Genomic DNA, 26,792 nt, shown 5'->3' on the forward strand with positions numbered 1-26,792 from the left:
GGTCGCAGTGGCGGCGGCAGCAGCGGCGGCGGTGGTGGTGGCGGCCAGGACGGCGGCTTCCGCAGCCCCTACGGCGCCGGGCCGCGCGGCGGCGGTCGCTCGGGTGGGGGTGGCGGCGGTAGCGGTGGCGGTGGCGGTGGTTACGGCGGCGGTGGGAACAACAACTACTGAGCATCCGTGCACAGAACGAAAGAGCTCCTGCGGGAGCTCTTTTTCGTGGTGTTTCGACTGGCGCACGGCCGCTCAGATGGCGCACGGTCTCTCGGATGCGCGCCCCCTCCGATGGCGCGCGGCCTCTCGGATGTCAAGCCGGGCTTGACCCGGGATCCACGCGGCGGTCGTGCATGCGCCGTCGTGGATTGCGGGTCAAGCCCGCAATGACATCCGCACATCCGGACCTGCGCGAATTCCGGCCTTCAGTGCCCACCCTGCCGGTGCTTGCGCGGCCGCCCGGCGAGCACGCGGTCGAAGACCGGATCCGGCAACACCCGCAGCAACTTGGCCACCACCCCCATCTGCCACGGGATCACGCGATAACTCCGGCCCGCTTCAATCGTGCGGAAGGCGGCGTCCGCGAAGTCCTGCGCCTTCATCAGGAAGGGCATTGCATAGCGGTTCTCGCGCGTGAGCGGCGTGTCGATATAGCCCGGTGCGATCGTCACGACCTTGATGCCGCTCGCACGCAATTCACCCCGGAGCGTTTCGCAATAGCTGATCACGGCCGCCTTGCTCGCGCAATAAGCGCCGTGGCCCGGCAGCCCCCGGATACCCGCCACGCTGGCAATGCCCACCAACGTGCCGCTGCCGCGCGCGCGCATGGGCGCGATGAAGGGCTGGAAGGTGGCCGCGAGGCCGACGTTGTTGACCGCATACGTGCGGGCGATCACGTCCAGGTCCTCGCGCAGCGCGCTGTCCACGCCGACGCTGATGCCGGCGTTGGCGATCACCACTTGCGGCAGGCCCTGTTGCGCGATGCATTGCGCGCCCGCGGCGACGATCGCGTCGATGTCCGCCACGTCGGCGGCATACGCCTGCCACTGGCCCTCGGGAATGCCTTGCCCGTTCGCCCATTGCGCCATCTCCGCGCCGCGGCGCGCGACCAGCGCCAGCCGCCAGCCCGCCTGGTGATAGCGCCAGGCCAGCGCCTGGCCGATGCCGCTGGAGGCGCCCGTGATGAAGGCCAGCGGCGCCATCGCTTCAGTGTGCCGCGGCCCTGGACTGCGGCGGCTGCAGCGTGCCGTGCACGTTGCCGACGAGGTCCATGAAGCCATCGAGGTTGTTGTAGTCCATGCGGTCGGCGGTGAACACGTCGGCATCGCGCTTGATGATCACCGGCAGGTGCGACTTCACGCGTTCCTGGTCCATGAAGGCATCGAGGAACTCGCCGCGCAACTCCAGCCTCGGCTCGGGCCGGCCCTTCGCGTCCTTGGCATCGCGCGTCACCACTGCATTGCCGATCAACTGCACCTGCGAGCCGTCGGCATTGCTGATCGCCCGCCTGGCCGTGGCGACGATCACCGCGCCCTTGAGCGAGTACGAGACGATATGGGGCTGCTCGATCTCGGTGGTGTCGGTGTCGGGATAGTGCCGCGCCTCGATGCCCTGCACCTCGGTCTTCAGGCGGCCGGTGATGTCGAAGGACTTGACCGAGAAGCCGCGCAAGAAATAGTCGGCCTCGTGCTTCTCCGGGCGCAGCGCCGTCGAGCCGCCGCTGAAGGTGGGCGTGGTGCGTGCGAGCCAGTAGGTGCCCAGGGCCAGAACGCCCATCAGCAGCACCGGCAGGTAGACGGTGAGGCGGTCCCAGGCGCGACCGAAGCCGCGCGGCGGCGTCACTGGTAGGCCTCCAGCAGCTGCGCATACCGGCCGTTGGCCACCAGCAGCAGGTCGCAGAATTCGCGCGCGGCGCCCTGGCCGGCGGCGGCCTGCGTCACGTGATGCGCGCACCGGCGCACTTCCACGTGCGCGTGCGGCGGCGCCACGGCCAAGGCGCAGCGGCGCAGCACCGGCAGGTCGGGCCAGTCGTCGCCCATGCCAGCGGCCTGCGACCAGTCGCAGCCCAGCGCCGCCAGCGTCTTCTCCGCGGCCGGGCGCTTGTCCTCGGTGCCGAAATGGGCGTGGCTCACACCCAGCGCATCGAGCCGCCGGCGCAGCGGCCGCGAGTCGCGTCCGGTGATCACCACCGGCGTGATGCCGCCACGCTGCAGCAGCTTCAGGCCCAGGCCGTCCAGGATGTGGAAACGCTTGAGCGTCTCGCCCTCCTCCGAGATCAGCAGGCCGCCATCGGTCATCACGCCGTCGACATCGAAGAAGGCGACGCGGATGCCCTGGGCGGACAGCAGCAGTTCGGGGGGGAAATTCAATGCGGGTTGCTGCAAGATCAGATTACCTTTGCGCGCATGAGGTCGTTGCTGTTGATGGCGCCCACCAGCACGCCCTCGCCATCGACCACCAGCACGCTGGTGATGCGGTACTGCTCCATCAGCTGCGCGGCCTCGGCCGCCAGCGCGGTGTTGCGGATGGTGCGCGGGCCGGGGTGCATCACCTCGCGCGCCTTCACCGCCCGCAGGTCGACCCCGTTCTCGACCAGGCGGCGCAGGTCGCCGTCGGTGAAGATGCCTTGCACGCGGCCGGCCTCGTCGACGATCGCCGAGGCGCCCAGGCCCTTGCTGCTCATCTCGCGCATCAGCGCAGGGAAGGCGGCATCGGGCAGCACGCGCGGCACGGCGTCGCCGCTGCGCATGATATCGCTCAGGTGGGTGAGCAGCTTGCGGCCCAGCGCGCCGCCGGGATGCGAGCGCGCGAAGTCTTCGGAGCGAAAACCGCGCGCATCCAGCAGCGCGACGGCAAGGGCGTCGCCCAGCGCGAGTTGGGCGGTGGTGCTGGCAGTGGGCGCCAGGTTGAGCGGGCAGGCTTCCTTTTCCACTCCGCTGTCGAGCACGATGTCGGCGTGACGACCGAGCGTGGACGCTGCATTGCCCGTCATCCCCACCAGCGGCACGCCCAGGCGCTTGAGCACGGGCAGGATCACGGTGATCTCTTCGCTCTCGCCGCCATTGGAGATGGCCAGCACCAGGTCGATCGACTTGATCATGCCCAGGTCGCCATGGCTGGCCTCGGCCGGGTGCACGAACATCGCCGGCGTGCCGGTGGAGGCCAGCGTCGCCGCGATCTTGCGCCCGACGTGGCCGCTCTTGCCCATGCCCATCACCACCACGCGCCCGCGCAGCGTCAGCATCGTGTGCACGGCCTCGGCAAAGGCATCGCCGGTGCGCGCCTTCAGCCCCTGCACCGCGGCGGCCTCGATGTCGAAGGTTTCCTGCGCGAGGCGCAAGGCACGGGTGCGGTCAAAGCTCATCTCGTGATTTTAAGAGGGCGGCCACGCCGGTTCGCTAGCATGAGGGCATGACCTCACTCGAGCTGACGCTGCTTTACCTGCTGGCCGCCGTGCTGGGTGTGGTGCTGTGTCGCCTCGCCAAGCTGCCGCCCATGCTCGGCTACCTCGCGGTAGGGGTGGTGATCGGGCCCAACGCGCTCGCGCTGGCGCAGGATTCGGCCAGTGTGCGGCACCTGGGCGAATTCGGGGTCGTGTTCCTGATGTTCGTCATTGGCCTGGAGTTCAACCTCTCCAAGCTGCGGGCCATGCGCACGCATGTGTTCGGCCTGGGGCTGTCGCAGGTGGTGCTGACGATGCTGCCGGCGATCTTCGGTGCGGTGCTGTTCGCCGGCTGGCTGCCGGCGAGCTGGCACATGGGATGGCAGGAATCGCTGGCGCTCTCGGGGGCCCTGGCGATGAGCTCGACCGCGATCGTCGTCAAGCTGATGTCGGAACGGCTGGAGCTGGAGTCCGAACACGGCAAGCGCGTGATGGGCGTGCTGCTGTTCCAGGATCTGGCCGTGGTGCCGCTGCTGGTGCTGATCCCCGCGCTGGGCAGCCCGCCGGATGTGCTGCTGCGCGAGGTCGGCATCGCCGGCGTCAAGGCGGCGGTGCTGATCGCCGTGCTGCTCGCGGGCGGCCAGCGCGTGATGCGCTGGTGGCTCACGCTGGTGGCGCGGCGCAAGAGCGACGAACTGTTCGTACTGAACCTGCTGCTGGTCACGCTGGGCCTGGCGTGGCTCACCCAGCTGGCCGGTCTCTCGCTGGCGCTGGGCGCCTTCATTGCCGGCATGCTGATCTCCGAGACCGAATACAAGCACCAGGTGGAGTCGGACATCCGGCCCTTCCACGACGTGCTGCTCGGCCTGTTCTTCATCACCGTGGGCATGCTGCTCGATTGGCGCCCGGTCACCGAGCAATGGCGGCTGGTGCTGCTGCTGGTGACGCTGCCGGTGCTGTTCAAGCTGCTGCTGGTGACGGCACTGGCCAAGCTGTTCCGCGCCAGCGCCGGCGTGTCGCTGCGCACCGGCCTCTATCTCGCGCAGGCCGGCGAGTTCGGCTTCGTGCTGCTGACACTGGCGCAGCAGAACAACCTGGTGCCGCAGGAGCTGCTGAATCCGATCCTGGCCAGCATGGTGATCTCGATGCTGGCCACGCCCTTCATCATCCAGTGGAGCAACCGCATCGTGATGAAGCTGGTGGCCAACGAATGGCTGCTGCAATCGCTGCAGATGACCACCATCGCGCGCAAGGCCATCAACGCCAACAAGCACATCATCATCTGCGGTTACGGCCGTTGCGGGCAGAACCTGGCGCGCCTGCTGGATCAGGAGCGCATCCCCTACATGGCTCTGGACCTCGACCCCGACCGCGTCCGCCAGGCGGCGGCGGCGGGCGACTCGGTGGTGTTCGGCGATGCCTCGCGCCTGCAGGCGCTGATCGCGGCGGGCATCGGTCGCGCGAGTGCGGTGGTGATCACGTATCTCGACGTGCCGGGTGCGCTCAAGGTGCTGGCCTGCGCGCGCTCGCACGCGCCGCAGGTGCCGGTGATCGTGCGCACGCAGGACGACTTCGACCTGGAGGCGCTGCAGAAGGCGGGCGCGACCGAGGTCGTGCCCGAGACGCTGGAAGGCTCGTTGATCCTGGCCAGCCATGCGCTCGCGCTGGTCGGCGTGCCGATGCAGCGGGTGGTGCGCATCGTGCAGGAACAGCGCGAGGCGCGCTACAACCTGCTGCGCGGCTACTTCCACGGCGCCGACGACAGCACCTCGCTGGAAATGGAACAGGAGCGACTGGCCACCGTGACGCTGCCGCTCGATGCCGGCGCCCTCGGCCGCGCGCTGAGCCAGCTGCGGCTGGCGGCGCAGGGCGTGCGCGTGGTGGCCCTGCGGCGCAGCAACGGCCGCACCGTGGACCCCGAGACCGATCCGGCCCTGCAAGATGGCGATACGCTCGTGCTCTCCGGCCGGCCCGAACCGCTGGCCATGGCTGAAGAGATCCTGCTCAAAGGTTGATCATGCAAGACGAAGCGCTGGACGTCAGCGACTATCTGCGGCGCCACATCCGCACCGTACCCGACTGGCCGGCCCCCGGCGTGCAGTTCCGCGACATCACGCCGCTGCTGCAGAACCCCAAGGTGTTCCGCGTGCTGATCGATGCCTTCGTGCATCGCTACATGGACCGCCGCCCCGACGTGGTGGCAGGCCTGGACGCGCGCGGCTTCATCCTCGGCTCGGTGGTCGCCTACGAGCTGGGGGTGGGTTTCGTGCCGGTGCGCAAGAAAGGCAAGCTGCCTTTCACCACCGTGGAAGAGACCTACGAGCTCGAATACGGCAGCGCCACGGTGGAACTGCACACCGACGCCGTGCAAGCGGGCCAGCGCGTGCTGCTGATCGACGACCTGATCGCCACCGGCGGCACGATGATGGCCGGCAAGAAGCTGCTGGAGAAACTGGGTGCGACCGTGCTCGAAGGCGCGGCGATCGTCGACCTGCCGGAGCTGGGCGGCTCACAGCGCCTGCGGGAAGGCGGGCTGGAGGTTTTCACGTTCGTGCACTTCGGGGGCCACTGAGGCGCGCAAGGATGTCATTGCGATGGCGAGTGCGAGGGCGTCATCGCCGCATGGAAGGATCATTGCCCCATGGGGGATGTCATTGCCCCTTGGAGGATGTCATTGCCTCATGGGGAATGTCATTGCGGGCTTAACCCGCAATCCAGGCGGCGCTTGTGCAGGCGCCGTCGTGGATGCCGGGTCAAGCCCGGCATGACATGCGGACATCCGGACATCCGGACATCCACACATGCAAAACGCTCAGCGCAGAGCCCCGAACTGCGTCCCGCTCAACTCCTGCGCCCCATCCGCCATCTCCGTGTCCTCGAATCCCGTCAGCAGCGTGTAGCTCTGGCCCTGCGCACCGGCGCCGCTCTGCGCCGCTGCGGCCAGTGCCTGCTCGCCACGCACGCCGACGTCGAGTGCCTTGCGAAAGGCGTTCACTTCGTCTTCGGCCACCGGCTCGAAGCGCTGCTGCGTGCGCGCAGGCGGCGCGGCGCGCAATTCGGCCGGTCGCGAAACCAGCTCGGACATGAGCGGCGCCGGACGCGAAGTGGCGGCGGGATGGTGATCGAACAGCGGTGCCGGCTGCGAGATCATCGGCTTGTGCGCCGTGAAGTGCGCCGCGTCGCCGATGGCCACGTGCTCGTTGGCGCGCCAGTACACCGCGCCCACCGCGATGTCGTAGCGCGCCTTGGCGGACTGCGCGATCATCGCCTCGATCTCCGCCAGCCGCGAGGTGTCGCTGGCCGCGCCCTCGGCCAGGTCGACCATCACCATGAACTGGCGCCCGCGCGGGTCGAGCGAGAGCACCTTGAACTTGTAGCTGGAAGAAAGCACGCCGGCACGGACCATGGCCTCGCGCACGACGGCATACAGCATCTCGCGGCGTTCCAGGCGCTCCTGCTTGCGATTGCTCGGTTGCCCGGGATTGCCGCGATCGGAGCCCGGCACTTGCTGGCGGGTGGAGTCGAGTCGCGACAGGTCGGACGGGCGCGTCCCGTGGGCACGCGCCTGCGGCTTCTTCTTGGGGCTGAACCAGCTAAGCAATGACATGGCGGTCTTTCACTGCGCCGCATGGCGCGCGATCTCTGTTCGCGGCCAGTTTGGCGGGTAAATGTATCCTGGCTGTAAGCCGTTGGCAGAAGCGGACGGGCGTGATTTGCGCAAGGACGGGCGGCATGGACTGCCAATCAGGTCACTGCTACACGCTTGAGCCGGTTGCCCAGCCGGCGCGACACCAGCGAGCCGAGCGCCAGCGAGATCTCCAGCGCCATCTGCGGCTGGCGATTGGACAATTCCGTGAAGCGGATCGGACTGAGCAACCAGAGCTTGCTGGCGCTCGCGGCCTGCACCGTCGCGTTGCGCGGCAGCCGCGTGAAGAACGCGCCCTCGCCGACGGCGGAACCCGACTCCACCGTCGCCAGGCGCAGCCGCTTCTTCTCGTCCTCGTAATGCACGGTCAGCGTGCCCGACTCCACCAGGTAGACGGTGCGCTCGCTGGCGCCCTGCTCGATCAGCACCTGCCCCTGCCGCACGGCGAAGGGCTGCAGGTAGGTCGCCAACAGCTCCCACTGCTTGGCCGTCAGCGCCGGATGGAAGGCATCGAGCGACTGGTTGTGGGCGACGGCATGGATCAACCCCTGCACGTCGAAGTGGATGTTGGCCGGCAGCGGTGCGTTCATAGTGGCTGGACAGTAATCGGCCGGTCCCGTCCAGCACAAGCGTTGTTATCGCGGCTTACAGCAGATACACCGCTGAGGTTCCGCGTAATCGGCTATTTACCGATGCAGAACCGGCTGAAGATCACGCCCAGCAGATCGTCCGCGCTGAATTCGCCGGTGATTTCGGACAGCGCGTTCTGCGCCAGGCGCAATTCCTCGGCGAGCAGGTCGAGCGACTGCGCCTGGCGCGCGAGCAGGGCGGCCGCTTCCATGAGATGCGCGTCGACCCGGCGCAGCGCATGCAGGTGCCGCTCGCGGGCGATGAAGACCCCTTCGGGGGCAGCCTGCCAGCCGGCGATTTCAAGCAGCTTGCGGCGGAGATCGTCGAGGCCCTGGCCGGTCTTCGCCGACAGTTGAATATTCGGTGCCGCGCGCCCCCACCCCAACCCTCCCCCGGAGGGGGAGGGAGTCTCGGGCCCGTCTTGCTCCCTCCCCCTCCGGGGGAGGGCTGGGGTGGGGGCGCTTCCCGCATGCGCAGCCGCATCCACCTTGTTCCACACCTCGATCACGGGCACATCCCCCGGCAACCTTGCGGCAATCGCTGCATCGGCCTCGCGGTACTCGCTGGACTCCGCCCGCGTCAGGTCGTGCAGGAACACCACCGCATCCGCCTTGTGGATCTGGCCCCAGGCGCGTTCGATGCCGATCTGTTCCACCTGGTCCGCGCCTTCGCGCAGGCCCGCGGTGTCCACCACATGCAGCGGCACACCCTCGATCTGGATGGTTTGCCGTACGACATCGCGCGTCGTCCCGGCAACCGGAGTGACGATGGCCAACTCCGCCCCCGCCAGCGCATTGAGCAGCGAGCTCTTGCCCGCATTGGGCTGGCCCGCGATCACCACGTGCAGGCCTTCGCGCAGCAGGGCGCCCTGGTGCGCACGCTGCATCACGCGCGCGACATTGGCCTGCAGTCGTTCGAGCTGTCCGTGTGCGTCGGCCTTCTGCAGGAAGTCGATTTCCTCCTCCGGAAAATCGAGCGTCGCTTCCACCAGCATGCGCAGGTTCACCAGCGCATCGCGCAGTGCATGCACCTCGCGCGAGAACTCGCCGGCCAGCGAGCGCGTGGCGCTGCGCGCCGCCGCTTCGGTGCTGGCGTCGATCAGATCAGCGATGGCTTCGGCCTGGGCCAGATCGAGCTTGCCATTGAGGAAGGCCCGCTGCGTGAATTCGCCGGGCTCGGCCACCCGCAGGTTCATGGCCGCTCCGGCTTCGAGGCAGCGCGCGAGCAGCAATTGCAGCACCACCGTGCCGCCGTGCGCCTGCAGTTCGAGCACGTCCTCGCCGGTGTAGGAATTCGGCGCCGGGAAATGAATCGCCAGGCCATGGTCGATGGCGCTGCCGTCGACCGCGCGGAAAGGGAGATAGGTGGCTTCGCGCGGCTTCAGTGCGCGGCCGCAAACCGCGTCGATGACGGGACGCACGTCCTTCGCCGAGACCCGCACGATCCCGACGGCGCCGCGCCCGGGTGCGGTGGCGATGGCGGCGATGGGTTGGTCGAGGCGGGCGAGCATGGGGGATTATTGACAGTGCAGCGGCGTCACGCAGGCTGTTCCACCTTTCCCGGCTGAGGAAGGCCTCCATCGCGCTGCAGTCACATCGGACGTTCGCTGGTCCCCCGCACCATTCCACCCTGGCGACGCTCCACTTGCGGGTAGTACTGCGGCGCCTCGCGACGGTCGAACATGCCGTAGTCGCGGATGACGCGCACGGTGCGGCAGCGAACTTCATCGGGAATGCCTTGGCTCAGGAAGCGCCGCACGGCGGCATCGTCCTGCCACGTCGACAGAGCAATCACGTCGCCCGGCGACAGAACGGCGTCGAAGGAATCCCACCCTAGCAGCCCTTCGGCGTCGGTGCGAAGCCCGAGCGCCGAGGCGACCGCCTGGGCATCTCTGCCAGCTACCCAATCGGGCGGGCGCTTTCCGTCCAGCAGCACGATGGTCTTGCCATCGCCAACCTCTGTTTCGTCCAGGCGCTGCTCACGGATCACGTGTCCAGCGGGGATCTGCGTATCGGCGGTGATCTGCCCGACTCGCAGGTGGTAGTCGTGCAGAACGCCGCCCCTGCCCTTTTGCTGCACTTCGTGGTGACTGGCCTTGGCGCGCCAGCGCACCAGGGCCTTTTCGTCACGCCATCCTGACAGTGACAGCAACCAGCCTTCGCGGGTGAGGCTTCGGTAGCGGATGTTGTCGACAAAACCGTCGATCGTCTCGAGCTCCGGCCGCAGCCGCTTTGCGTATGCGAGGTACGCGTCCCACTGGTCCGCCGCGGGAGCTACTTCGAACATGACCGAGAACATGGCGGCTACCTCGCTGCGATGCAGTCGATCTCGATGTCGAAGTGTCCCGGCCATGCCGGCACATTCACGAAGGACAGGCCGGACACGTAGACCGTGTCATGGGTGCGCGTGACCACGGACGTCGGCGCCTTCCAGCGCTCCAGGTAGGTGGAAATGGGCTCGACGCGAACGATTTCCTTGGTCACTGTCTATCCCCTTGGGTCTTGGTCAGACCATTTGGCCACGGGCAGCGAGCAAGGCCAAAGAAAAAGGGCCGCTCGCGCGGCCCCTTTCCTGGTGGCGATGCCTACTTGAACTTCGGAAAGTTGAATTCCGGCGCCACGCCCATGCGCGAGTTGATCAGCCACTGCTGCGCGATCGACAGGCAGTTGTTCGTGATCCAGTACAGCACCAGGCCGGCCGGGAAGAAGAAGAACATGACCGAGAACACCATCGGCATCACCCACATCATCTTGGCCTGCATCGGGTCCGGCGGCACCGGGTTCAGCGCGGTCTGCAGCAGCGTCGTCATCGTCATCACCGCCGGCAGGATGAAATACGGGTCACGCACCGACAGGTCGTGGATCCAGCCCACCCACGGCGCGCCGCGCATTTCCACCGAGGACAGCAGCACCCAGTAGAGCGCGATGAACACCGGGATCTGGATGAAGATCGGCAGGCAGCCGCCGATGGGATTGACCTTCTCCTCGCGATAGATGCGCATCATCTCCTGCTGCATCTGCTGCGGGTTGTCCTTGTAGCGCTCGCGCAGCGCCATCACCTTGGGGTTGATGGCCTTCATCTTGGCCATGCTCTGGTAGCCCTTGGCCTGCAGCCAGAAGAAGGCCGCCTTGATCAACAGCACCAGCGCCATGATCGACCAGCCCCAGTTGCCGATGAAGGAATGCAGCTTGGACAGCAGCCAGTACAGCGGCTTGGCCAGGATGGTCAGCCAGCCATAGTCCTTGACCAGGTCCAGGCCCGTCGCCACCCGCTCCAGGCGCTTTTCTTCCTCGGGGCCCGAGTAGAACCTGCCGGTCACGCTGGCGGTCGCGCCGGGTGCCACGGTCATGGGCGTGATCATGCCCACGGCATACAGGTTGGTGTCGACCTTGCGCACGAAGTTCTCGCGCTTCACGCCATCGGGCAGGATCCAGGCGCTGGCGAAGTAGTGCTGCACCATCGCGACGAAGCCGCCATCGGACTCCTTGTCGACTTCGGCCTTGCCGTTCTCGACGTCCTTGAAGTCGATCTTGTGGAACTTCTTCTCCGTCGTGTAGACCGCGGGGCCGGTGAAGGTCGAATAGAAGGACGATTCGCCGGGCAGCTTGTTGCCGTCGCGAACCAGTTGCAGATAGAGCTGCGGCGACACCGGCGCGGTGCCGGTGTTGACCACGTCGAAGCGCACGGCCATGTCGTACTCGCCGCGCTTCAAGGTATAGGTCTTCACCAGCTTCAGGCCGCCCTGCACGGGCGACTCGAACTTCACCACCAGGTCGTTGGCGCCGTCCTTCAGCGCGCGTTCGCCGCTGAAGGTCATCGGGGTCTTGTGATTGGGGAAGGTGCCGCCGATCAGGCCGCTTTGCGCGAGATAGGTGCGCTCGGCGTTCTCGTTCATCAACACGAAGGGCTGGCCCGTGTTGTCGCCCGCGTACTTCAGCATCTCGGTGCGCACGATGCTGCCGCCCTCGCTGTCGAAGGTGACGCGCAGGGTGTCGGTGGTGACGACGACCTGCTCGCGCGGTGCGGCCGCAGCCGCCGGCGAGGCGGCGGGCGGCACGGCGTTCGGGGCGGCGGCGGCGGTGCCTTGCGGCACCATGCTGATGCCGCTGGCGGCCGACGCATTGGCGCTGGCCGCGTGCGTGGCCGCAGGGGCCGTCACCGCGGTCTTGCCCATGGGGAAGAAGGTCGCGGCCTTGCCGTTATAGACCTGCCACTGGTCCCAGAGCATCACCAGGGAGAAGCCGAAGATCACCCAGAGGATGGTGCGGCGGATGTCGGTCATGGAATTTTCTTCTGTGGTTGGAACGCGGCCCCGCGCGCGAACAGGCGGGGCTTTTCGGCGGGCACCGGATCGTGGCCGCCATCACACAAGGGATGGCAGCGGGCGATGCGCGCGGCGGCGAGATAGGTGCCGGCCGCGGCCCCATGGTCCTGCAGCGCCTGCAAGGCGTACGCGGAGCAGGTGGGCGTGAAACGGCAGGCCGACCCGAGGGCGGGCGAAAGCAGGAGGCGATAGCCCTTCACCAGGGCGATCAGCAGGCGTTGCGGCGCGTTCATCGCCGCGCCTGTTCGAACAACTGCAGCAGCTCGCCGCGCACGCTGTCGTGCAGCGCGTCGGACCAGGCACTGGGAAACTGCGCACGCGCGAAATCCATCCGCAGCCGCACCACATGGGCGGCCGCCGGCAGGCGCGTCGCGAAATCTGCGCTCACGTTGTAGATCTGTCGCTTGATGCCATTGCGGGTGACGGCCCGCTTCGCCCAGCGCTTGGGCACGATCGCACCGATCCAGGGCTCGTCGCGCACGGCAAACAGGACGTGCAGGCCTTTGGCCTGACGCCCTGGGGCGGGTTCGGGACGAGCCGCCTCGGGACGCGCCTCCAACGGCGCGCGATGCAGCACGAAATGGGGGGTCCTGGAGACGGTGCCGCCTGCCATTGCCGCCTCGTACTGGGCCCGGGTTTTCAGCCGCTGCACGAAAGGGCAGGCGCGCCGCAAGCGCTGCGAACGATCGCTCTTGCTCAGGCGGCCAGGCGCTTGCGGCCCTTGGCGCGGCGGGCGTTGATGACGGCGCGGCCACCGCGGGTCTTCATGCGAACCAGAAAGCCGTGGGTGCGTGCGCGGCGCACTTTGGAGGGTTGGTAGGTGCGTTTCATGTTGCTTCTCGGGAAAACCCGGCATTATCGTGGAAAAGGGAGACCCAGGCAAACCCAAGGGCTGTCAAGCCCCCGTGCAGGCCACCCGGAGGGCATGCGGCGCGGCTTTGTGGATAAGGTGTTTACGTCCTAGAATGCTTCGTTTCGCGCGACAAAACTAATCCACAGGAGCGACGGGGCACAATGAGCGAGGGGCAACACAGCAGGCTGGCAAGCACGCCTAGCCTGGAAGCGGGCGACAGCCTTTGGCACGCATGTGTCGACCAGCTGGCGCAAGAGCTCCCCGAGCAGCAGTTCAACACCTGGATCAAGCCGCTGTCGGCCCAGGTCTCGGACGACTTTTCACGCGTCACGCTGTTCGTCGCCAACCGCTTCAAGCTCGACTGGGTGCGGGCCCAGTACGCCGGCCGCATCGCCGCCGTGCTGGAGAAGCTGTATGGCCAGCCGGTCCCGCTGGAGTTGGCCATCACTCCGCGGGAAAACAGCGTCAGGACTTACGCCTCGCCCTCGGCTGCGGCCAATTTGCCGGTGGCCGAACCGGCTGAAATCGAAGAAGAGAACGTCCCCGCGGCCTTCAAGACGCGGCTCAACACCGGCCTGACTTTCGAGACGCTGGTGGAGGGCACGGCCAACCGCATGGCGCGCGCGGCGGCCATGCACGTGTCGGGCATGCCGGGGCATCTGTACAACCCGCTGTTCATCTATGGCGGGGTCGGCTTGGGCAAGACCCACCTCGTCCATGCGGTGGGCAATCGCCTGCTTGCCGACAAGCCCAATTCCAAGGTTCTCTACATCCACGCGGAGCAGTTCGTTTCGGATGTGGTCAAGGCCTACCAGCGCAAGACTTTCGACGAGTTCAAGGAGCGCTACCACTCGCTCGACCTGCTGCTCATCGATGACGTGCAGTTCTTCGCCAACAAGGACCGCACACAGGAGGAATTCTTCAACGCCTTCGAAGCGCTGCTGGCCAAGAAGAGCCACATCGTGATGACGTCGGACACCTATCCGAAGGGCCTGGCCGACATCCACGAGCGCCTGGTGTCGCGCTTCGACTCGGGCCTGACGGTGGCCATCGAGCCGCCCGAGCTGGAGATGCGCGTGGCCATCCTGATCAACAAGGCCGCCGCCGAGGGCACCGTGATGCCCGAGGAGGTCGCCTTCTTCGTGGCCAAGAACGTGCGCTCGAACGTGCGCGAGCTCGAAGGCGCGCTGCGCAAGATCCTGGCGTACTCGCGCTTCAACCAGAAGGAAATCTCGATCCAGCTGGCGCGCGAGGCGCTGCGCGACCTGCTGTCGATCCAGAACCGGCAGATCAGCGTCGAGAACATCCAGAAGACCGTGGCCGACTACTACAAGATCAAGGTCGCGGACATGTACTCGAAGAAGCGGCCCGCCTCCATCGCCCGGCCGCGCCAGATCGCGATGTACCTGGCCAAGGAGCTGACGCAGAAAAGCCTGCCCGAGATCGGCGAACTGTTCGGCGGCCGCGACCACACGACCGTGCTGCACGCGGTGCGCAAGATCTCCTCGGAGCGGCAGACGGTGAGCGAGTTGAACCAGCAGCTGCACGTGCTGGAACAGACGCTGAAGGGATGAGGGCGACCGGCCCGTCGGCCGCCCGTAGGCTGGGCTCGCGTCGCGACCCCAGCTGCCCCGGCGTGCCATCGCTGGGGTCGCTGCGCGAGCCCAGCCTACCAGGTCCGCAGCCGCTCCACCCCTGAGATGAAACGGCTGAGGAAACAGGCGAAAATGAGGGTTTCGCGCCCCGGCCGCCAGAAAACTGATTTCATGAAGAGGAAGACATGATTGTCCTGAAGGCAACGCAAGAAAAACTGCTCTCGGTGCTGCAGTCGGTGGCAGGCATCGTCGAGAAGCGCCACACCTTGCCGATCCTCGCGAACGTGCTGCTGCGCAAGACGGCCGGCAACGTGCAGTTCACCACCAGCGATCTCGAGATCCAGATCCGCACGACGTCGGATTTCGATGGCGATGCCGGCAGCTTCACCACGACCGTGGGCGCCCGCAAACTGATCGACATCCTGCGCACCATGCCGGGCGACCAGACGGTGAGCATCGAGTCGCAGCAGAACAAGCTGGTCCTGAAGGGCGGCAAATCGCGCTTCACGCTGCAGACGCTGCCGGCCGAAGACTTCCCGCTGGTGCAGGAAGCCCCGAGCTTCGGTCCCGTGTTCTCGGTGCCGCAAAAGACGCTCAAGGACCTGTTGAACCAGGTCTCCTTTGCGATGGCGGTGCACGACATCCGCTATTACCTCAATGGCATCCTGTTCGTGGCCGAGGGCAAGCAGCTCTCCCTGGTGGCCACCGACGGCCACCGCCTGGCCTATGCCTCCGCCACGCTCGACGTCGAAGTGCCGCGCCAGGAGGTCATCCTGCCGCGCAAGACGGTGCTCGAATTGCAGCGCCTCCTGTCCGATGCCGAAGGCGCGATCGAAATGCAGTTCGCCAGCAACCAGGCGAAGTTCGCCTTCGGCGGCATGGAGTTCGTCACCAAGCTGGTCGAGGGCAAGTTCCCCGACTACAACCGCGTCATTCCCAAGGCCCACAAGAACAGCGTGACCGTGGGCCGCGCGCCGCTGCTGGCCAGCCTGCAGCGCACCGCCATCCTCACCAGCGAGAAGTTCAAGGGCGTGCGCCTGAACCTGGAGCCGGGCACGCTGCGCGTGGCCAGCAACAACGCCGAACAGGAAGAGGCCGTCGACGAACTCGACATCGACTACGGCGGTGACAGCATCGAGATCGGCTTCAACGTCACCTACCTGATCGACGCCCTGGCCAACATGGACCAGGACATGGTCAAGCTGGATCTGGCCGACGCCAACAGCAGCGCGCTGTTCACGATCCCGGAGAACGCGAGCTTCAAGTACGTGGTGATGCCGATGCGGATTTGAGCGCGCGGTTGCTGGGGTCGGCGGCGCCGAGCCCAGCCTACGAACTACGGCCACGCCGTAGGCTGGGCTCGCGCAGCGACCCCAGCGATGAAAGACAAGCAAAGCAGGTTATGGCCCAAGACAACATCACCCCCAGCCCCCTGGACGAGAACGGCGCCCCCAAGTTCACAGCGACGGGCGCTCCGGTGCCAAGCGGGGATGCCTACGGTGCCAGCTCGATCCAGATCCTCGAAGGCCTGGAGGCAGTGCGCAAACGGCCCGGCATGTACATCGGCGACACCTCCGACGGCACCGGCCTGCACCACCTGGTGTTCGAGGTGGTCGACAACTCGATCGACGAGGCCCTGGCCGGCCACTGCGACGACATCGTCGTCACCATCCACAGCGACAACTCGATCAGCGTCACCGACAACGGCCGCGGCATCCCGACCGGCATCAAGTGGGACGACAAGCACGAGCCCAAGCGCAGTGCCACCGAGATCGCGCTGACCGAACTGCACGCGGGCGGCAAGTTCAACCAGAACAGCTACAAGGTCTCGGGCGGCCTGCACGGCGTGGGCGTGAGCTGCGTCAATGCGTTGTCGAAGATGCTGCGCGTGGTGGTGCGGCGCGAAGGCAAGGTGCACGAGCTGGAGTTCTGCCGCGGCTTCGTGGTCAAGAGCGGCGAAGTGCACGAAGCGACCGCGCCCAGCGGCGAGAAGACGCTGATCCGCCCCATGAACATCCTGGGCGACACCGACAAGCGCGGCACCGAGGTGCACTTCCTGCCGGACAACACCGAGATCTTCAAGGAGAACAACGATTTCCACTACGAGATCCTGGCCAAGCGCCTGCGCGAACTCTCCTTCCTGAACAACGGCGTCCGCATCCGCCTGCTCGACGAACGCACCGGCAAGGAAGACGACTTCGCGGGCGCCGGTGGCGTCAAGGGCTTCGTCGACTTCGTCAACAAGGGCAAGCAGGTGCTGCACCCCAACGCCTTCAATGCCATCGGCGAGAAGATGAGCGATCAGCAGACGATGATCGGCGTGGAAGTGGCGATGCAGTGGAACAGCGGCTACAACGAGCAGGTGCTGTGCTTCACCAACAACATCCCGCAGCGTGACGGCGGCACCCACCTCACGGGCCTGCGCGCGGCGATGACGCGCGTGATCAACAAGTACATCGACGACAACGAGCTGGCCAAGAAGGCCAAGGTGGAAATCTCCGGCGAGGACATGCGCGAAGGCCTGACCTGCATCCTGAGCGTGAAGGTGCCCGAGCCCAAGTTCTCCAGCCAGACCAAGGACAAGCTGGTCTCCAGCGAAGTGCGCGGCCCCATCGAAGACGTGGTGGCCAACAAGCTGAACGACTTCCTGCAGGAGCGGCCCACCGACGCCAAGATCATCGTCGGCAAGATCATCGAGGCCGCGCGTGCCAGAGAAGCGGCGCGGAAAGCCCGCGAGATGACGCGCCGCAAGGGCGTGCTCGATGGCATGGGCCTGCCCGGCAAACTGGCGGATTGCCAGGAGAAGGACCCGGCCGGCTGCGAGATCTACATCGTCGAGGGCGACTCCGCCGGTGGCAGCGCCAAGCAGGGCCGCGACCGCAAGTTCCAGGCGATCCTGCCGCTGCGCGGCAAGATCCTGAACGTGGAAAAGGCGCGCTACGAAAAGCTGTTGACCAGCAATGAAATCGTCACGCTGATCACCGCGCTGGGCACCGGCATCGGCAAGGCCGCGGTGGAAAGCGGCAAGAGCGGCGTCGACGACTTCGACGTGGCCAAGCTGCGCTACCACCGCATCATCATCATGACCGACGCCGACGTCGACGGCGCGCACATCCGCACGCTGCTGCTCACGTTCTTCTACCGCCAGATGCCCGAGCTGGTGGAGCGCGGCCACATCTACATCGCGCAGCCGCCGCTGTACAAGGTGAAGGCCGGCAAGGAGGAGCTGTACCTCAAGGACGGCAGCGAGCTCGACGTCTTCCTGCTGCGCATTGCACTGAATGGCGCCAAGGTGGAAACCGGCGGCGACACCCCGACCACCATCGCCGGCGACACGCTGGCCGAACTGGCGCGCAAGCATCAGACGGCGGAGCGCGTGATCGAGCGCCTGACCGGCTTCATGGACGCCGAGGCGCTGCGCGCCATTGCCGACGGCGTGCGCCTGAACCTGGATACCGTGGCCGAGGCGGAGGCCAGCGCCGTGTCGCTACAGGCCAAGCTGCAGGAAATCGACCGGCTGACCAATGCGGCGCCGGCAGAAGTGGCGGGCGAATTCGATGCAAGAACCGACAAGCCAATCCTGCGCATCTCACGCCGGCACCACGGCAACATCAAGTCCAGCGTGATCACGCAGGACTTTGTCCACGGGGCCGATTACAAGGCGCTCGCGGATGCGGCGGATACGTTCCGGGGGCTGCTGGGCGAGGGTGCGCGTGTGATTCGCGGCGAAGGCGAGCGTGCCAAGGAAGAAAAGGTCACCGACTTCCGCCAGGCCATGCGCTGGTTGATCGGCGAAGGCGAGCGCGCGACGTCTCGCCAGCGTTACAAGGGCCTGGGCGAGATGAATCCGCAGCAACTGTGGGAGACGACGATGGACCCCACAGTGCGGCGGCTGCTGCGCGTGCAGATCGATGACGCGATCGAGGCGGATCGGGTGTTCACGATGCTGATGGGGGATGAGGTGGAGCCGCGGCGGGAGTTTATTGAGACGAATGCGCTGCGTGCGGTCAACATCGATGTCTAAATAACGCGCAATCCTCCACTTTATGCGGGTGCGATACACGCACGACGTAAATAGTGGGACTTCCGGATTTCCAACACAAGCTCACCCGCCTCGTCGTAAACCGTAGCGGGGGCCGAAGTAGTCCGCATAAGCTTTGCATGCTCCTCGCGGTGCTGGATCTTGCGCGCGCTGGCGCCTTGAACGAGAACCGCATCTATTTCGCTCCGCCTTTGCTTGAGCGGTACAACGCCTTCTTTGCCGCTGTGCAAGCACCGGGCGACCACGCGAACCCCTATTTTCCCTTCTTTCACTTGGCGGGACGGCTACGCGGGGGCGGGACCAGCTTTTGGCACTTGCAAGCGCTCCCCGGCCGCGAAGCGATTCTCCAGGCCATGTCGACGGCCCGAAGCACCGGAGACATCGTCGCGAATGTCGCCTTCGCGGAATTGGACTCAGAACTGTTCGATCTCCTCCAACAGCCGTGCAACGTGGAAGCACTCGCAGAAACCATCTCCACTCACTGGTTGGATCGCGGTTTGCAAGATCTCCGGGTCGTAGCTGCCGTCAGTAGCGAGTCGAGCGTGTACGAAAGGAAGCTGCGTTCTGGCGAGGCTCTTTCCATCAAAGAGCCATCTCCACCGGAGTACGTGCGCAGTCCTGCATTTCGCCGTTTGGTCACGGAGGTGTATGACTACCGCTGCGCCGCAACGGGGTCACGCATCCTTCTGTCTACCGGTGAGGCGATGGTGGAGGCTGCGCACATTCACCCCTTCTCGCAGGCCGGCGATGACGACCCACGCAACGGCCTTGCTTTGACTCCCGACATGCACTGGGCCATGGACAGATACCTCATCGCCCCCGGTCCGGATTTCAAGTGGCACGTCAGCACCTCACTCGACGATCGCATTCCTGATCACGACCGTTTCGTCGCCCTGCAAGGCCGGAATCTCTTTCTTCCCAGGGAGAGGCGCTTTGCACCCAAGCAGGAAGGGCTGACGTGGAGACTAGATCGTCTTCGTCGCGCGACATAGCGGCTGAACGGCGGCGCGAACTCAAGCGCAAAAGCGATACTGGTTGGGACTGACGAACATGAGCCGCGCCTACTACTCCGCGTCGATTGAGCACTTCCTGGTTGAGGATGCCGACAACATTCTGGGAGCGCTGACACGCGCATCAGAGTTTCCGGTCGAAGCGACGCAGCGACATGCGTGGGACGAACAGATCAGGATTCTGAAGAGCGTACTTTCTCCGTACTCGCGTGCCGGGAACGTCTACTTCGAATACGCGGTGCCTCGGCTCGGTCGCAGGATCGACGTCGTCGTGATCATTAGAACAATGCTCTACGTCCTGGAGTTCAAGGTCGGTGAAGACCGCTTTTCCAGTCATGCGCGCGACCAGGTCTGGGACTATGCAATGGACCTCAAGAACTTCCATGAGACGTCGCACGACCTCGTGTTGACACCGGTGCTGATAGCGACGCGAGCACCCGACCCTGCAATACGAATTGAAAAGAGTGCGATGGACGACGGTGTGTTCCGGCCCGTCTACGCAAGTGAAGCGTCTCTCCCGTCTGCGATCAGAGAGGTCCTCAACTGGGCCCCAGCGGGTGTGCTCCTCGCTGAGGAATGGGACGGAGGCCGGTACAAGCCGACGCCGACCATCATCGAGGCCGCCATGGCTCTTTACGCTGGCCATGGCGTTGCCGAGATTTCGCGTCACGGTGCTGGCGACAAGAATCTCACCGACACCACCAGTGCAATTGAAGATGTTGTTGCGGAGTGCCAAGCACAGCGGAAGAAAGCAATCTGCTTCGTGACGGGCGTGCCTGGCGCAGGAAAGACTCTTGTCGGACTTAACGTTGCAACGAAACATGCGACGGCCGGCGAGCTGCATAGCGTCTTCTTGTCCGGAAATGGGCCACTGGTCGCAGTCATGCAAGAGGCGCTCGCTCGAGATCAGGTGCGGCGGGACAAGGAGGCCGGCCGGAAGCTTCGGAAGGGGCAAGCTACGAGTCGGGTGAAGGCCTTCGTACAGAACGTCCACCACTTTCGTGATGAGTACCTGAAAGATGAGGGGCCGCCCTCTGACCACATCGCCGTCTTCGATGAAGCCCAGCGAGCATGGAACCTACAGCAGACCTCGGCCTTCATGCGGCGCAAGAAAAACCGCCCGGATTTTGCTATGTCCGAGCCGCAGTTTCTGATCTCCTGCATGAACCGGCATAGCGATTGGGCGGTGATCGTGTGCTTGGTGGGCGGTGGGCAGGAAATCAATACGGGCGAGGCCGGCATCTCTGAATGGTTGGACGCCGTTCAGCGTTCATTCCCAGAATGGGAAATCCACATTTCTCCGGAACTGCGAGACAGCGAATACGGAGCGGCCGCAATGATCGAGAACCTTTCCCATCACTCGCATGTCCGTGCCAATCCTGACCTTCATCTTTCCGTCGCGATGCGCTCATTCCGAGCAGAGCATGTTTCAACCCTGGTGAAACGTATTCTCGACCTCGACGCACCCGGTGCGAAGGAGCTCCTGGCGCAAGTTAGCGATCAATATCCGATCGTTCTTTCTCGCAACGTTCAGCAGGCGAAGGACTGGCTGCGCCAACAGGCCCGGGGCACGGAAAGGTACGGCATCGTCGTTTCTTCGCAGGCCTATCGCCTACGTCCGCACGCCATACACGTCAAGGCCCCCGCCGACCCGGTCCACTGGTTTCTTCACGATAAGGATGATGTCCGGTCCTCCTACTATCTGGAGGACGTAGCGACAGAGTTCCAGGTGCAAGGTTTGGAGCTTGATTGGTCGGCGGTAGTATGGGACGGCGATCTGCGGCTGGCTGGAAAGGAATGGGGCCACTTTTCCTTTGTAGGAACCCGATGGCAGCGGGTCAACGCTGCCGACCGCAAGACGTACTTGAAGAACGCGTACCGGGTGCTACTTACCCGCGCGCGCCAGGGAATGGTGATCGTCGTTCCAGAGGGTGACACATCTGATCCGACTCGGAACCCGGCGTACTACGACGAGACGTTCACGTACTTAGAGAGCATCGGATTGCCAGTGCTCGGCACCAACTAGGACGCCCCTAATTTTTCGCTGGAACGGACGAACCGCGAGAGGTGAAAACTTGCCAGATTGATGTCCTCTCGCGAGAGTCGCGTCGGTTCGTTGGCAAGAAACGCGGGCAGTGCTTTCGGCTCAAGAACCCATACTTCCCTGAAGGAGCCATCCGTGTTCGAGATGAACCATCCGGGAAATAGAATCGTCGGGCGCACGCTGAACTGCTTACCGGTGCTATCCACAAGTAAGGATCGTAGCCAGCTCGCCTGTGCTTTCGCTTGAATCACTGGATCGCGGTCCGGGGTTGATGCGCCGATGGTGATTTTCTCTCCGTCGAAAATCACTTCGGCTCGTCCGGTGATTGGTTTACTCCAGGTCTTGGTTTCCACGGTGAACACACCCGCTGGTCCGATCAACACGTGATCAACATTAAAGCCGTTGCCCACGACGTCGTGATAGACATTGAAGCCCTGCTCGCGAAGTCTCTCAAGAAACTGTCCGACCGCCCTCTCGCCCTCTAGCCCTTGTCTTAGGCTTCTAAGCTTGGGAAGTGCGCGGCACAATCGAATTCCCGCATACCCGACCATCACTAGGGCAGCCACTGTATAAACGACCGGGTTGGGTTTCGCGCCGGTGTAGAACCGCCACCATTCCAGCGCTGCCAATACCACAACGAAGATTGCGAGCATGAAAGGCTGCGTGACGGCATTCTCGATCAGATCTTCTCTTTCACGCTGAACCGACTGACCGGGCAAGCGGAGCGGTTTATCCTTCAGTGGTGAGCGAGTCTTTTCGGCCATCGTGCGAGCGTGTGTGAGATGCGGAATCTCGGGCAATTAACAATGCAGAGCAAACTGCCGATCCCGCGCCTGCTGCCGTTGCCCCCGAATCCAATCCTGCATTTGTGCGGACTGGGGTTGGCGAGCTTCTGCATCCAGCTGCTCCACCCGGCCATCGAGTGCCTTGCATTCCGGTGCGTGAGAGGCTGCGGACAATCCGCTCACCTGAATCGACGTGCTGGGCGCCGTAGACACCGCTCTCTGGCGCTGCTGCTGCTCCGCCAGTTCCACCTGCTGTTGGAACGGCAGGCCCGGAGGCACGGAAACGATGCGGTCGATCACCGCCTGGTACTGTCCGCAATACGCCTGTGACCAGAAGCTCCCGCCGGCGTAGGCGCGACAGAGATAGATGGTTCCGCCGGTCTGCGGGGCGGGTGCTTCGTGCCGTTGTTCTTCTGGAGCGCGGTACTGTGTCTGGGGAGTGGCAATATCCCTTTGCACGCGCGCGCTCGCGATGACTTCCTGCTGCGCCGCAAAGTGGTTCTCAGACGGGAGGCGCTCCGGAGGTCTCATTGGTGGCCGCATGTTCGCAACTCCCGCGCTGTTTACGGGCGGATGTTCTCCCCCGTGCTGCCTCGCCTCGAACCAGCCAAATACGCGATAGAGCGAAAATGCGACTGACACCCAGATGAACACCATCATCAGCATCGAGGGCCCCTGTGGAGGCGAGGTAAACGGGCTGTCTCGCCGCTCGTTCGGCTCGAACGCGCCCTGGCGGTGACGCTCCCTCATGTAGTCGCGGTCCTCTATTCCCATAGCTTCTCCCTCGCTCGACTGTAAGCGAACGAGGCGGCGGCCGCGGTTTTCGCCTTCGGCTAATCGTGGACTACTCCTCGCCGGTGGAATCGCGATGCTCCACCTCGCGGCCGTAGACTATGGTCACAGTCTCGAAGCCGCGGTGCGGATGCCGGCCCCCCTGTGCTGGTCGGCTGGAAGCGGGCGCGGGTCGGCAAAAAGTGGCTCCGTGGAACAAAGCATTCCATGGATCGATTCAGCAAGCCAAGTCGCTCATCGAGCATGGAGCTCTTTCCTGGCTGGGGGACGTCCTCGATGCAGCGCGCGAGCCATCGAGTCCTTCGTGCCTTCATCCCCCCGCCAGATACGCCCGCGCCGCCTTCGCCAACTTCACATCGAAGGTCGCCAGCGGCGCCTGCAGCGCGCCGGCCAGCCAGAGATAGGCCGCGTCGTAGGCTGACAGCCCATAGCGCAGCGCCAACGCGAACTGTGCCTGCACATCCGCCCGATGCAGTTCGATGCGCTGTTCGGCGTACCTGGCCAAGCCATCTTCGATGACCATCGGCGAGGTGCCGCCGCGGACCTTCTTGACGGCAACGTTCGCAAGCTCGCTATCCAGCAGGCAGGGCGCGTGCAAGGTCTTTCCGGCCATGCCGCGCAACGCTTCGTCGCGCTGCGGCTCCTGGAACAGGAATGCGGCGAGGACACTGCAATCCACCACCAATGGTGGGCGCCCCAGCCAGGCCGGTGGCGGCTCCGCCACGTGGAGCGGCCGCCTGCGCGCGGCAGCGCTCACCGACGGTCCCGGTCTTCACGAATGATGTCTACGCCCAGGGGGCCGCCGCGTACCGGCTCGGGATACCTGGCGTGGAGCTCCTCGGCAATGTCCTCGATGCTGCGCGTCCCCCTGCGCCAGCCTTGCAGCGCCGGGCCGGTGCCAGCGGGGGCCGCAGGAGCTCGCGCCTCCGCGGCCTCCTTGACGATCGCCATCAACTCGCCCTGCAGCGACCGGTGGTTGCGCGCGGCCCGCTGCCGCAGGGCTTCGGCAATTTCCTCCGGGACGTCCTTGATCGACAGGTTGGGCATGGCACCTCCGCAAGCCGTTGGAGCCATTCTGGCGCCGCAACGGATCCATCGTCAATCCGCATGAAGTGATGGCTAACCGCGCCGCACCCCGAGCGGCAATGAATGCCCATCGAACCCGGTACCGCCCGTGTCGCGCACTGACGGTCTCCAGATCTCCGGCGACAAGTCCGGCGCTGTATTGACGGCCGCGCAAAAGCGCTTCAACACTCTCAGTCGCCGCCTTCGGCACACTCCGGGCCCGTCGGCCCGCACGCTTGCTACAACTTCACCGTGACGCCGTAGAGCGCAAGCAACCCCATCACATGCCCGATCGCGACGCCAGCCTCACCCGCTTCAATCCGCCCGATCGTCTGCACATGCACCCCCAGCCGCGCCGCCGCCGCCGCCTGCCCCTCACCAGCGCGCAGCCGCGCCGCCTTCGCCGCGGCCCCCATCTCCCGAATCACATCGAGCACGCCATCGGGAATTTCCGCCGAGATTCGCTTGCCTTGAGCCATGCGCAATTGTCGCTGCTGGCTAATTGCCAGCGCACAGACCCGCCCCCTCACAGCATCGGCGTCCCCCCCGTAACCGGCACCATCGCCCCGGTCACATAACTCGCATCCCCCGACGCCAGGAACACAAACGCCGGTGCCAGTTCCGCCGGCTGCCCCACCCGCTTCAGCGGCACGCCTTCTCCCAGGTGCGCCACCTCTTCCTCCGGCATCGTCGACGGAATCAGCGGCGTCCAGATCGGCCCGGGCGCCACGCAGTTCACGCGGATGCCCTTGTCGGCAAGCAGTTGCCCCAGGCTCGCCGTGAAGTTGGCAATGGCGGCCTTGGTCGCGGAGTAAGGCAGCAGGTGCGGGGGCGCCTTCTTGGCATTCACGGAGGCGGTGTTGACGATCGCCGAGCCGGGCCGCATGTGCGGCACCGCCGCCTTGCACAGGAAGAACATCGCATGGATGTTCACGTCGAAGGTATGGATCCACTCCTCGTCGGGGATCGCGTCGAGCGACTGGCGCGTCATCTGGAAGGCCGCGTTGTTCACGAGCACGTCGATGCGGCCGAAGGTGTCCACGGCCTGCTTCACGATCTGCCGGCAATGCGCAGGCAAGGCGATGTCGCCGGGCATCAGCATGCACTTGCGTCCGGCCTGTTCGATCCAGCGGCGCGTCTCCTGGGCGTCGTCTTCTTCGTCGAGGTAGCTCACGACCACGTCGGCGCCTTCGCGCGCGAAGGCGATGGCCACGGCGCGGCCGATGCCGCTGTCGCCGCCGGTGATGATGGCCACCTTGTCTTGCAGCTTGCCGCTGCCGCGATAGCTCTGCTCGCCGTGGTCGGCCTGCGGCCGCAGCTCTCGCTCATGCCCGGGCGGCATCTGGTGCTGGGGCGGTTGGGACATGCGGATCTCCGGTGCGGCCAGGCGCGCCGGCTCACACACCTCAGTCGTGCTTGATGCCGCCACCGAGCGGCGTCCACCGCAGCAGGTGGGTGGGTACCGGGCGGCCGTGCGCGCCGCGGGCGACGAGCGTGGCGGCTATGAAAGTGCCGAGGGTGCGGATCGCCAGCGACGGGTTCTTGCGCGTGAACCACCAGGCCGTCACGCCCAGGGCGAGATCGACGTAATGCTCACCCGGGAAGAAGGGGCGCGGGTCGTCGAAGCGGTGCACGGCCTCGGGCTTGCTGGAGCGCAACATGGGGTCGGCCAGCCTTCCTGGTGGTTGATTGACCCCACCATTGCACCCGTACGGCGCGAGGCCCCGGGTGAGAACCACGGCGGCTCGCGGGTCGGACAAGCCTTGCGTCGGGCGAGCTTGCGGAGCTCGCCGCCGCGCGAAGCAATCGTTCAGCGCTGTTGGTGGTGCCCGGCGCCGCCACCCTGCCGCGGTCCGCCGGTCCGCGGGCCCATGCGTCGGCCGAGGCCATTACCGCGGCCCATTCGCGCGGGACCGGCGCCCATCGCGTTGGTGTCGGGACCGCGGTGGGTCATGCCGGCCGTCGCGCCGCGCCGGTCACCGCCACGCCAGTCGCCGCCGCCCCGATGCCCGTCGTGGAAGCGGCCGCCACCGATGCTCAGGCCGATCGCCGGGCCGCCATAAGCGAAGCCCGAATCAGGCCAGCCGTAGGCACTGTAGGGGTAGGCGGGCGAGGTGCCATAGGCATACGGGTAAGCCGGGGAGCTTCCGTACGCGTACGGATACGCCGGAGAGGTGCCATACACCGCGGTGCCGTACGGGCCGCCGGCGGGATAGCTGCCATACGCGACAGTGCCGTAGTCCGCGCAGCCCGCCAAGGCTGCACACGCGACGAGGGGAAGGAGGAGGGATTTCATGATGGATCCTGTACTGCATGATCTCGAGGATCACTATCGCAGCGGGCGACCCGCCGATGGAAGAGTACATCGCCCCGTGGTCGCGTAGGAGGCGCATCCAGGCGCGCGAACAAGGTTCGCTCATGCGTCGGTGCACGTCGACCGAAGCATTCGATTCGCATGGTTGAGCCGCGCCAGCGCGCCGTTCACGCCGTGCCCTCGTGTCCGCCAATTTCCTACAAACGGCCGAGATGCGGGCGTGCCAAAGTGCCCGCCGTTCCCCGTGCTTTGCCGCAGGGCCCGTCAACCACATCGAGAGAGGACACACCATGCTTGGCAAGATCGCCACCGTTGCCGC

The 26,792-nt window shown here is 65.5% G+C and carries 28 protein-coding genes and 1 pseudogene; 7 read left to right on the forward strand and 22 right to left on the reverse strand.

The window, feature by feature from the left end; genetic code table 11:
* Positions 1-416: 416 nt before the first annotated feature.
* From JWP60_RS23350 to JWP60_RS23365, 4 genes are read right to left on the reverse strand one after another with little or no spacing between them, the layout of a single operon-like run.
* Entirely contained in the window at positions 417-1,193 is a 777-nt protein-coding gene (locus tag JWP60_RS23350; protein ID WP_299796843.1) for an SDR family oxidoreductase, read from the reverse strand.
* Positions 1,194-1,197: 4 nt separating this feature from the next.
* The gene (lptC, locus tag JWP60_RS23355) at positions 1,198-1,833 is read right to left on the reverse strand and encodes an LPS export ABC transporter periplasmic protein LptC (RefSeq protein ID WP_299796846.1); all 636 of its coding nucleotides are present in this window, start codon (positions 1,831-1,833) and stop codon (positions 1,198-1,200) included.
* Entirely contained in the window at positions 1,830-2,375 is a 546-nt protein-coding gene (locus tag JWP60_RS23360) for a 3-deoxy-D-manno-octulosonate 8-phosphate phosphatase (RefSeq protein WP_299796848.1), read from the reverse strand. The genes lptC and JWP60_RS23360 overlap by 4 nt, the downstream gene beginning before the upstream one ends.
* A 2-nt stretch (positions 2,376-2,377) precedes the next feature.
* Positions 2,378-3,355 (reverse strand): KpsF/GutQ family sugar-phosphate isomerase, encoded by a 978-nt coding sequence (locus JWP60_RS23365; protein ID WP_299796851.1) that lies wholly within the window; start codon positions 3,353-3,355, stop codon positions 2,378-2,380.
* Between the two features lie 47 nt (positions 3,356-3,402).
* Here JWP60_RS23365 and JWP60_RS23370 point away from each other — a divergent pair, with 47 nt between their 5' ends.
* Positions 3,403-5,388: a monovalent cation:proton antiporter family protein gene (locus JWP60_RS23370; protein ID WP_299796854.1), complete on the forward strand. Its 1,986-nt coding sequence runs from the start codon at positions 3,403-3,405 to the stop codon at positions 5,386-5,388.
* A 2-nt stretch (positions 5,389-5,390) separates the two neighbouring features.
* Positions 5,391-5,945: an adenine phosphoribosyltransferase gene (locus tag JWP60_RS23375; protein ID WP_299796857.1), complete on the forward strand. Its 555-nt coding sequence runs from the start codon at positions 5,391-5,393 to the stop codon at positions 5,943-5,945.
* A gap of 240 nt (positions 5,946-6,185) precedes the next feature.
* On the opposite strand, the gene JWP60_RS23380 is transcribed toward JWP60_RS23375, so the two are convergent.
* The 9 genes from JWP60_RS23380 to rpmH all read right to left on the reverse strand — a co-directional run bounded on the left by JWP60_RS23380 (position 6,186) and on the right by rpmH (position 12,804).
* Positions 6,186-6,980, reverse strand: coding sequence for a hypothetical protein (locus JWP60_RS23380; RefSeq protein WP_299796860.1), 795 nt, complete (start codon positions 6,978-6,980; stop codon positions 6,186-6,188).
* A gap of 137 nt (positions 6,981-7,117) precedes the next feature.
* A complete protein-coding gene (locus tag JWP60_RS23385) occupies positions 7,118-7,609 on the reverse strand; it encodes a cyclic nucleotide-binding domain-containing protein (RefSeq protein WP_299796863.1) in 492 nt (163 codons plus the stop codon).
* A 92-nt stretch (positions 7,610-7,701) separates the two neighbouring features.
* A complete protein-coding gene (gene mnmE, locus JWP60_RS23390; RefSeq protein ID WP_299796866.1) occupies positions 7,702-9,159 on the reverse strand; it encodes a tRNA uridine-5-carboxymethylaminomethyl(34) synthesis GTPase MnmE in 1,458 nt (485 codons plus the stop codon).
* An 80-nt stretch (positions 9,160-9,239) separates the two neighbouring features.
* Entirely contained in the window at positions 9,240-9,947 is a 708-nt protein-coding gene (locus tag JWP60_RS23395; RefSeq protein ID WP_299796869.1) for an antibiotic biosynthesis monooxygenase, read from the reverse strand.
* Positions 9,948-9,952: 5 nt separating this feature from the next.
* Complete coding sequence (locus JWP60_RS23400) at positions 9,953-10,132, reverse strand: hypothetical protein (RefSeq protein ID WP_299796872.1); 180 nt, start codon at positions 10,130-10,132, stop codon at positions 9,953-9,955.
* Positions 10,133-10,233: 101 nt separating this feature from the next.
* Positions 10,234-11,931, reverse strand: a complete 1,698-nt coding sequence (yidC, locus tag JWP60_RS23405) for a membrane protein insertase YidC (RefSeq protein WP_299796875.1) — start codon at positions 11,929-11,931, stop codon at positions 10,234-10,236.
* Positions 11,928-12,206, reverse strand: coding sequence for a membrane protein insertion efficiency factor YidD (gene yidD / locus JWP60_RS23410; RefSeq protein ID WP_299796878.1), 279 nt, complete (start codon positions 12,204-12,206; stop codon positions 11,928-11,930). Before yidD ends, yidC begins: the two co-directional genes overlap by 4 nt.
* Positions 12,203-12,625 (reverse strand): ribonuclease P protein component, encoded by a 423-nt coding sequence (locus JWP60_RS23415; RefSeq protein WP_299796881.1) that lies wholly within the window; start codon positions 12,623-12,625, stop codon positions 12,203-12,205. The genes yidD and JWP60_RS23415 overlap by 4 nt, the downstream gene beginning before the upstream one ends.
* Positions 12,626-12,669: 44 nt before the next feature.
* Positions 12,670-12,804, reverse strand: coding sequence for a 50S ribosomal protein L34 (gene rpmH / locus JWP60_RS23420; protein WP_145893359.1), 135 nt, complete (start codon positions 12,802-12,804; stop codon positions 12,670-12,672).
* Between the two features lie 183 nt (positions 12,805-12,987).
* On the opposite strand from rpmH, the gene dnaA reads away from it, so the two are divergent.
* The 5 genes from dnaA (at position 12,988) to JWP60_RS23445 (ending at position 21,499) form a co-directional block, all read left to right on the forward strand.
* Positions 12,988-14,400: a chromosomal replication initiator protein DnaA gene (gene dnaA, locus JWP60_RS23425; protein ID WP_299796884.1), complete on the forward strand. Its 1,413-nt coding sequence runs from the start codon at positions 12,988-12,990 to the stop codon at positions 14,398-14,400.
* A gap of 206 nt (positions 14,401-14,606) precedes the next feature.
* Positions 14,607-15,713 (forward strand): DNA polymerase III subunit beta, encoded by a 1,107-nt coding sequence (gene dnaN / locus JWP60_RS23430; protein WP_299796887.1) that lies wholly within the window; start codon positions 14,607-14,609, stop codon positions 15,711-15,713.
* A 110-nt stretch (positions 15,714-15,823) separates the two neighbouring features.
* Positions 15,824-18,445, forward strand: a complete 2,622-nt coding sequence (gene gyrB / locus JWP60_RS23435; protein WP_299796890.1) for a DNA topoisomerase (ATP-hydrolyzing) subunit B — start codon at positions 15,824-15,826, stop codon at positions 18,443-18,445.
* Positions 18,446-18,582: 137 nt separating this feature from the next.
* Positions 18,583-19,455, forward strand: a complete 873-nt coding sequence (locus JWP60_RS23440; protein ID WP_299796893.1) for an HNH endonuclease — start codon at positions 18,583-18,585, stop codon at positions 19,453-19,455.
* Between the two features lie 58 nt (positions 19,456-19,513).
* Positions 19,514-21,499, forward strand: a complete 1,986-nt coding sequence (locus JWP60_RS23445) for a DUF2075 domain-containing protein (protein WP_299796896.1) — start codon at positions 19,514-19,516, stop codon at positions 21,497-21,499.
* On the opposite strand, the gene JWP60_RS23450 is transcribed toward JWP60_RS23445, so the two are convergent.
* The 9 genes and pseudogenes from JWP60_RS23450 to JWP60_RS23490 all read right to left on the reverse strand — a co-directional run bounded on the left by JWP60_RS23450 (position 21,496) and on the right by JWP60_RS23490 (position 26,455).
* Entirely contained in the window at positions 21,496-22,281 is a 786-nt protein-coding gene (locus JWP60_RS23450; protein ID WP_299796899.1) for a nuclease-related domain-containing protein, read from the reverse strand. The genes JWP60_RS23445 and JWP60_RS23450 overlap by 4 nt on opposite strands.
* Positions 22,282-22,317: 36 nt before the next feature.
* Positions 22,318-22,968 (reverse strand): hypothetical protein, encoded by a 651-nt coding sequence (locus tag JWP60_RS23455; RefSeq protein WP_299796901.1) that lies wholly within the window; start codon positions 22,966-22,968, stop codon positions 22,318-22,320.
* Positions 22,969-23,155: 187 nt separating this feature from the next.
* Positions 23,156-23,260 (reverse strand): annotated as a pseudogene (locus JWP60_RS23460) (pirin family protein); the annotation flags it as partial.
* Between the two features lie 144 nt (positions 23,261-23,404).
* Positions 23,405-23,851, reverse strand: a complete 447-nt coding sequence (locus tag JWP60_RS23465) for a type II toxin-antitoxin system VapC family toxin (protein ID WP_299796904.1) — start codon at positions 23,849-23,851, stop codon at positions 23,405-23,407.
* Positions 23,848-24,141: an Arc family DNA-binding protein gene (locus tag JWP60_RS23470; protein ID WP_299796906.1), complete on the reverse strand. Its 294-nt coding sequence runs from the start codon at positions 24,139-24,141 to the stop codon at positions 23,848-23,850. Before JWP60_RS23470 ends, JWP60_RS23465 begins: the two co-directional genes overlap by 4 nt.
* 257 nt (positions 24,142-24,398) lie before the next feature.
* Positions 24,399-24,638: a helix-turn-helix transcriptional regulator gene (locus tag JWP60_RS23475; protein ID WP_299796909.1), complete on the reverse strand. Its 240-nt coding sequence runs from the start codon at positions 24,636-24,638 to the stop codon at positions 24,399-24,401.
* A gap of 47 nt (positions 24,639-24,685) precedes the next feature.
* Entirely contained in the window at positions 24,686-25,525 is an 840-nt protein-coding gene (locus tag JWP60_RS23480; RefSeq protein WP_299796912.1) for an SDR family oxidoreductase, read from the reverse strand.
* A gap of 40 nt (positions 25,526-25,565) precedes the next feature.
* A complete protein-coding gene (locus JWP60_RS23485; protein ID WP_299796915.1) occupies positions 25,566-25,820 on the reverse strand; it encodes a hypothetical protein in 255 nt (84 codons plus the stop codon).
* A gap of 149 nt (positions 25,821-25,969) precedes the next feature.
* Positions 25,970-26,455, reverse strand: a complete 486-nt coding sequence (locus tag JWP60_RS23490; protein ID WP_299796918.1) for a hypothetical protein — start codon at positions 26,453-26,455, stop codon at positions 25,970-25,972.
* Between the last annotated feature and the right edge of the window lie 337 nt (positions 26,456-26,792).

The sequence above is a fragment of the Ramlibacter sp. genome, from assembly GCF_028291745.1.
GTDB lineage: Bacteria > Pseudomonadota > Gammaproteobacteria > Burkholderiales > Burkholderiaceae_C > Ramlibacter.

Coding starts and splice junctions, on each gene's coding strand:
- rpmH (WP_145893359.1), bottom strand. CDS start 12,804: ATGAAACGCACCTACCAACCCTCCAAAGTGCGCCGCGCACGCACCCAC.
- JWP60_RS23365 (WP_299796851.1), bottom strand. CDS start 3,355: ATGAGCTTTGACCGCACCCGTGCCTTGCGCCTCGCGCAGGAAACCTTC.
- JWP60_RS23450 (WP_299796899.1), bottom strand. CDS start 22,281: ATGGCCGAAAAGACTCGCTCACCACTGAAGGATAAACCGCTCCGCTTG.
- JWP60_RS23470 (WP_299796906.1), bottom strand. CDS start 24,141: ATGCCCAACCTGTCGATCAAGGACGTCCCGGAGGAAATTGCCGAAGCC.
- JWP60_RS23350 (WP_299796843.1), bottom strand. CDS start 1,193: ATGGCGCCGCTGGCCTTCATCACGGGCGCCTCCAGCGGCATCGGCCAG.
- JWP60_RS23380 (WP_299796860.1), bottom strand. CDS start 6,980: ATGTCATTGCTTAGCTGGTTCAGCCCCAAGAAGAAGCCGCAGGCGCGT.
- JWP60_RS23455 (WP_299796901.1), bottom strand. CDS start 22,968: ATGCTGATGATGGTGTTCATCTGGGTGTCAGTCGCATTTTCGCTCTAT.
- JWP60_RS23440 (WP_299796893.1), top strand. CDS start 18,583: ATGCTCCTCGCGGTGCTGGATCTTGCGCGCGCTGGCGCCTTGAACGAG.
- gyrB (WP_299796890.1), top strand. CDS start 15,824: ATGGCCCAAGACAACATCACCCCCAGCCCCCTGGACGAGAACGGCGCC.
- JWP60_RS23385 (WP_299796863.1), bottom strand. CDS start 7,609: ATGAACGCACCGCTGCCGGCCAACATCCACTTCGACGTGCAGGGGTTG.
- JWP60_RS23480 (WP_299796912.1), bottom strand. CDS start 25,525: ATGTCCCAACCGCCCCAGCACCAGATGCCGCCCGGGCATGAGCGAGAG.
- JWP60_RS23490 (WP_299796918.1), bottom strand. CDS start 26,455: ATGAAATCCCTCCTCCTTCCCCTCGTCGCGTGTGCAGCCTTGGCGGGC.
- JWP60_RS23445 (WP_299796896.1), top strand. CDS start 19,514: ATGAGCCGCGCCTACTACTCCGCGTCGATTGAGCACTTCCTGGTTGAG.
- dnaA (WP_299796884.1), top strand. CDS start 12,988: ATGAGCGAGGGGCAACACAGCAGGCTGGCAAGCACGCCTAGCCTGGAA.
- yidC (WP_299796875.1), bottom strand. CDS start 11,931: ATGACCGACATCCGCCGCACCATCCTCTGGGTGATCTTCGGCTTCTCC.
- JWP60_RS23485 (WP_299796915.1), bottom strand. CDS start 25,820: ATGTTGCGCTCCAGCAAGCCCGAGGCCGTGCACCGCTTCGACGACCCG.
- JWP60_RS23375 (WP_299796857.1), top strand. CDS start 5,391: ATGCAAGACGAAGCGCTGGACGTCAGCGACTATCTGCGGCGCCACATC.
- JWP60_RS23395 (WP_299796869.1), bottom strand. CDS start 9,947: ATGTTCTCGGTCATGTTCGAAGTAGCTCCCGCGGCGGACCAGTGGGAC.
- dnaN (WP_299796887.1), top strand. CDS start 14,607: ATGATTGTCCTGAAGGCAACGCAAGAAAAACTGCTCTCGGTGCTGCAG.
- mnmE (WP_299796866.1), bottom strand. CDS start 9,159: ATGCTCGCCCGCCTCGACCAACCCATCGCCGCCATCGCCACCGCACCC.
- JWP60_RS23475 (WP_299796909.1), bottom strand. CDS start 24,638: ATGGCTCAAGGCAAGCGAATCTCGGCGGAAATTCCCGATGGCGTGCTC.
- yidD (WP_299796878.1), bottom strand. CDS start 12,206: ATGAACGCGCCGCAACGCCTGCTGATCGCCCTGGTGAAGGGCTATCGC.
- JWP60_RS23370 (WP_299796854.1), top strand. CDS start 3,403: ATGACCTCACTCGAGCTGACGCTGCTTTACCTGCTGGCCGCCGTGCTG.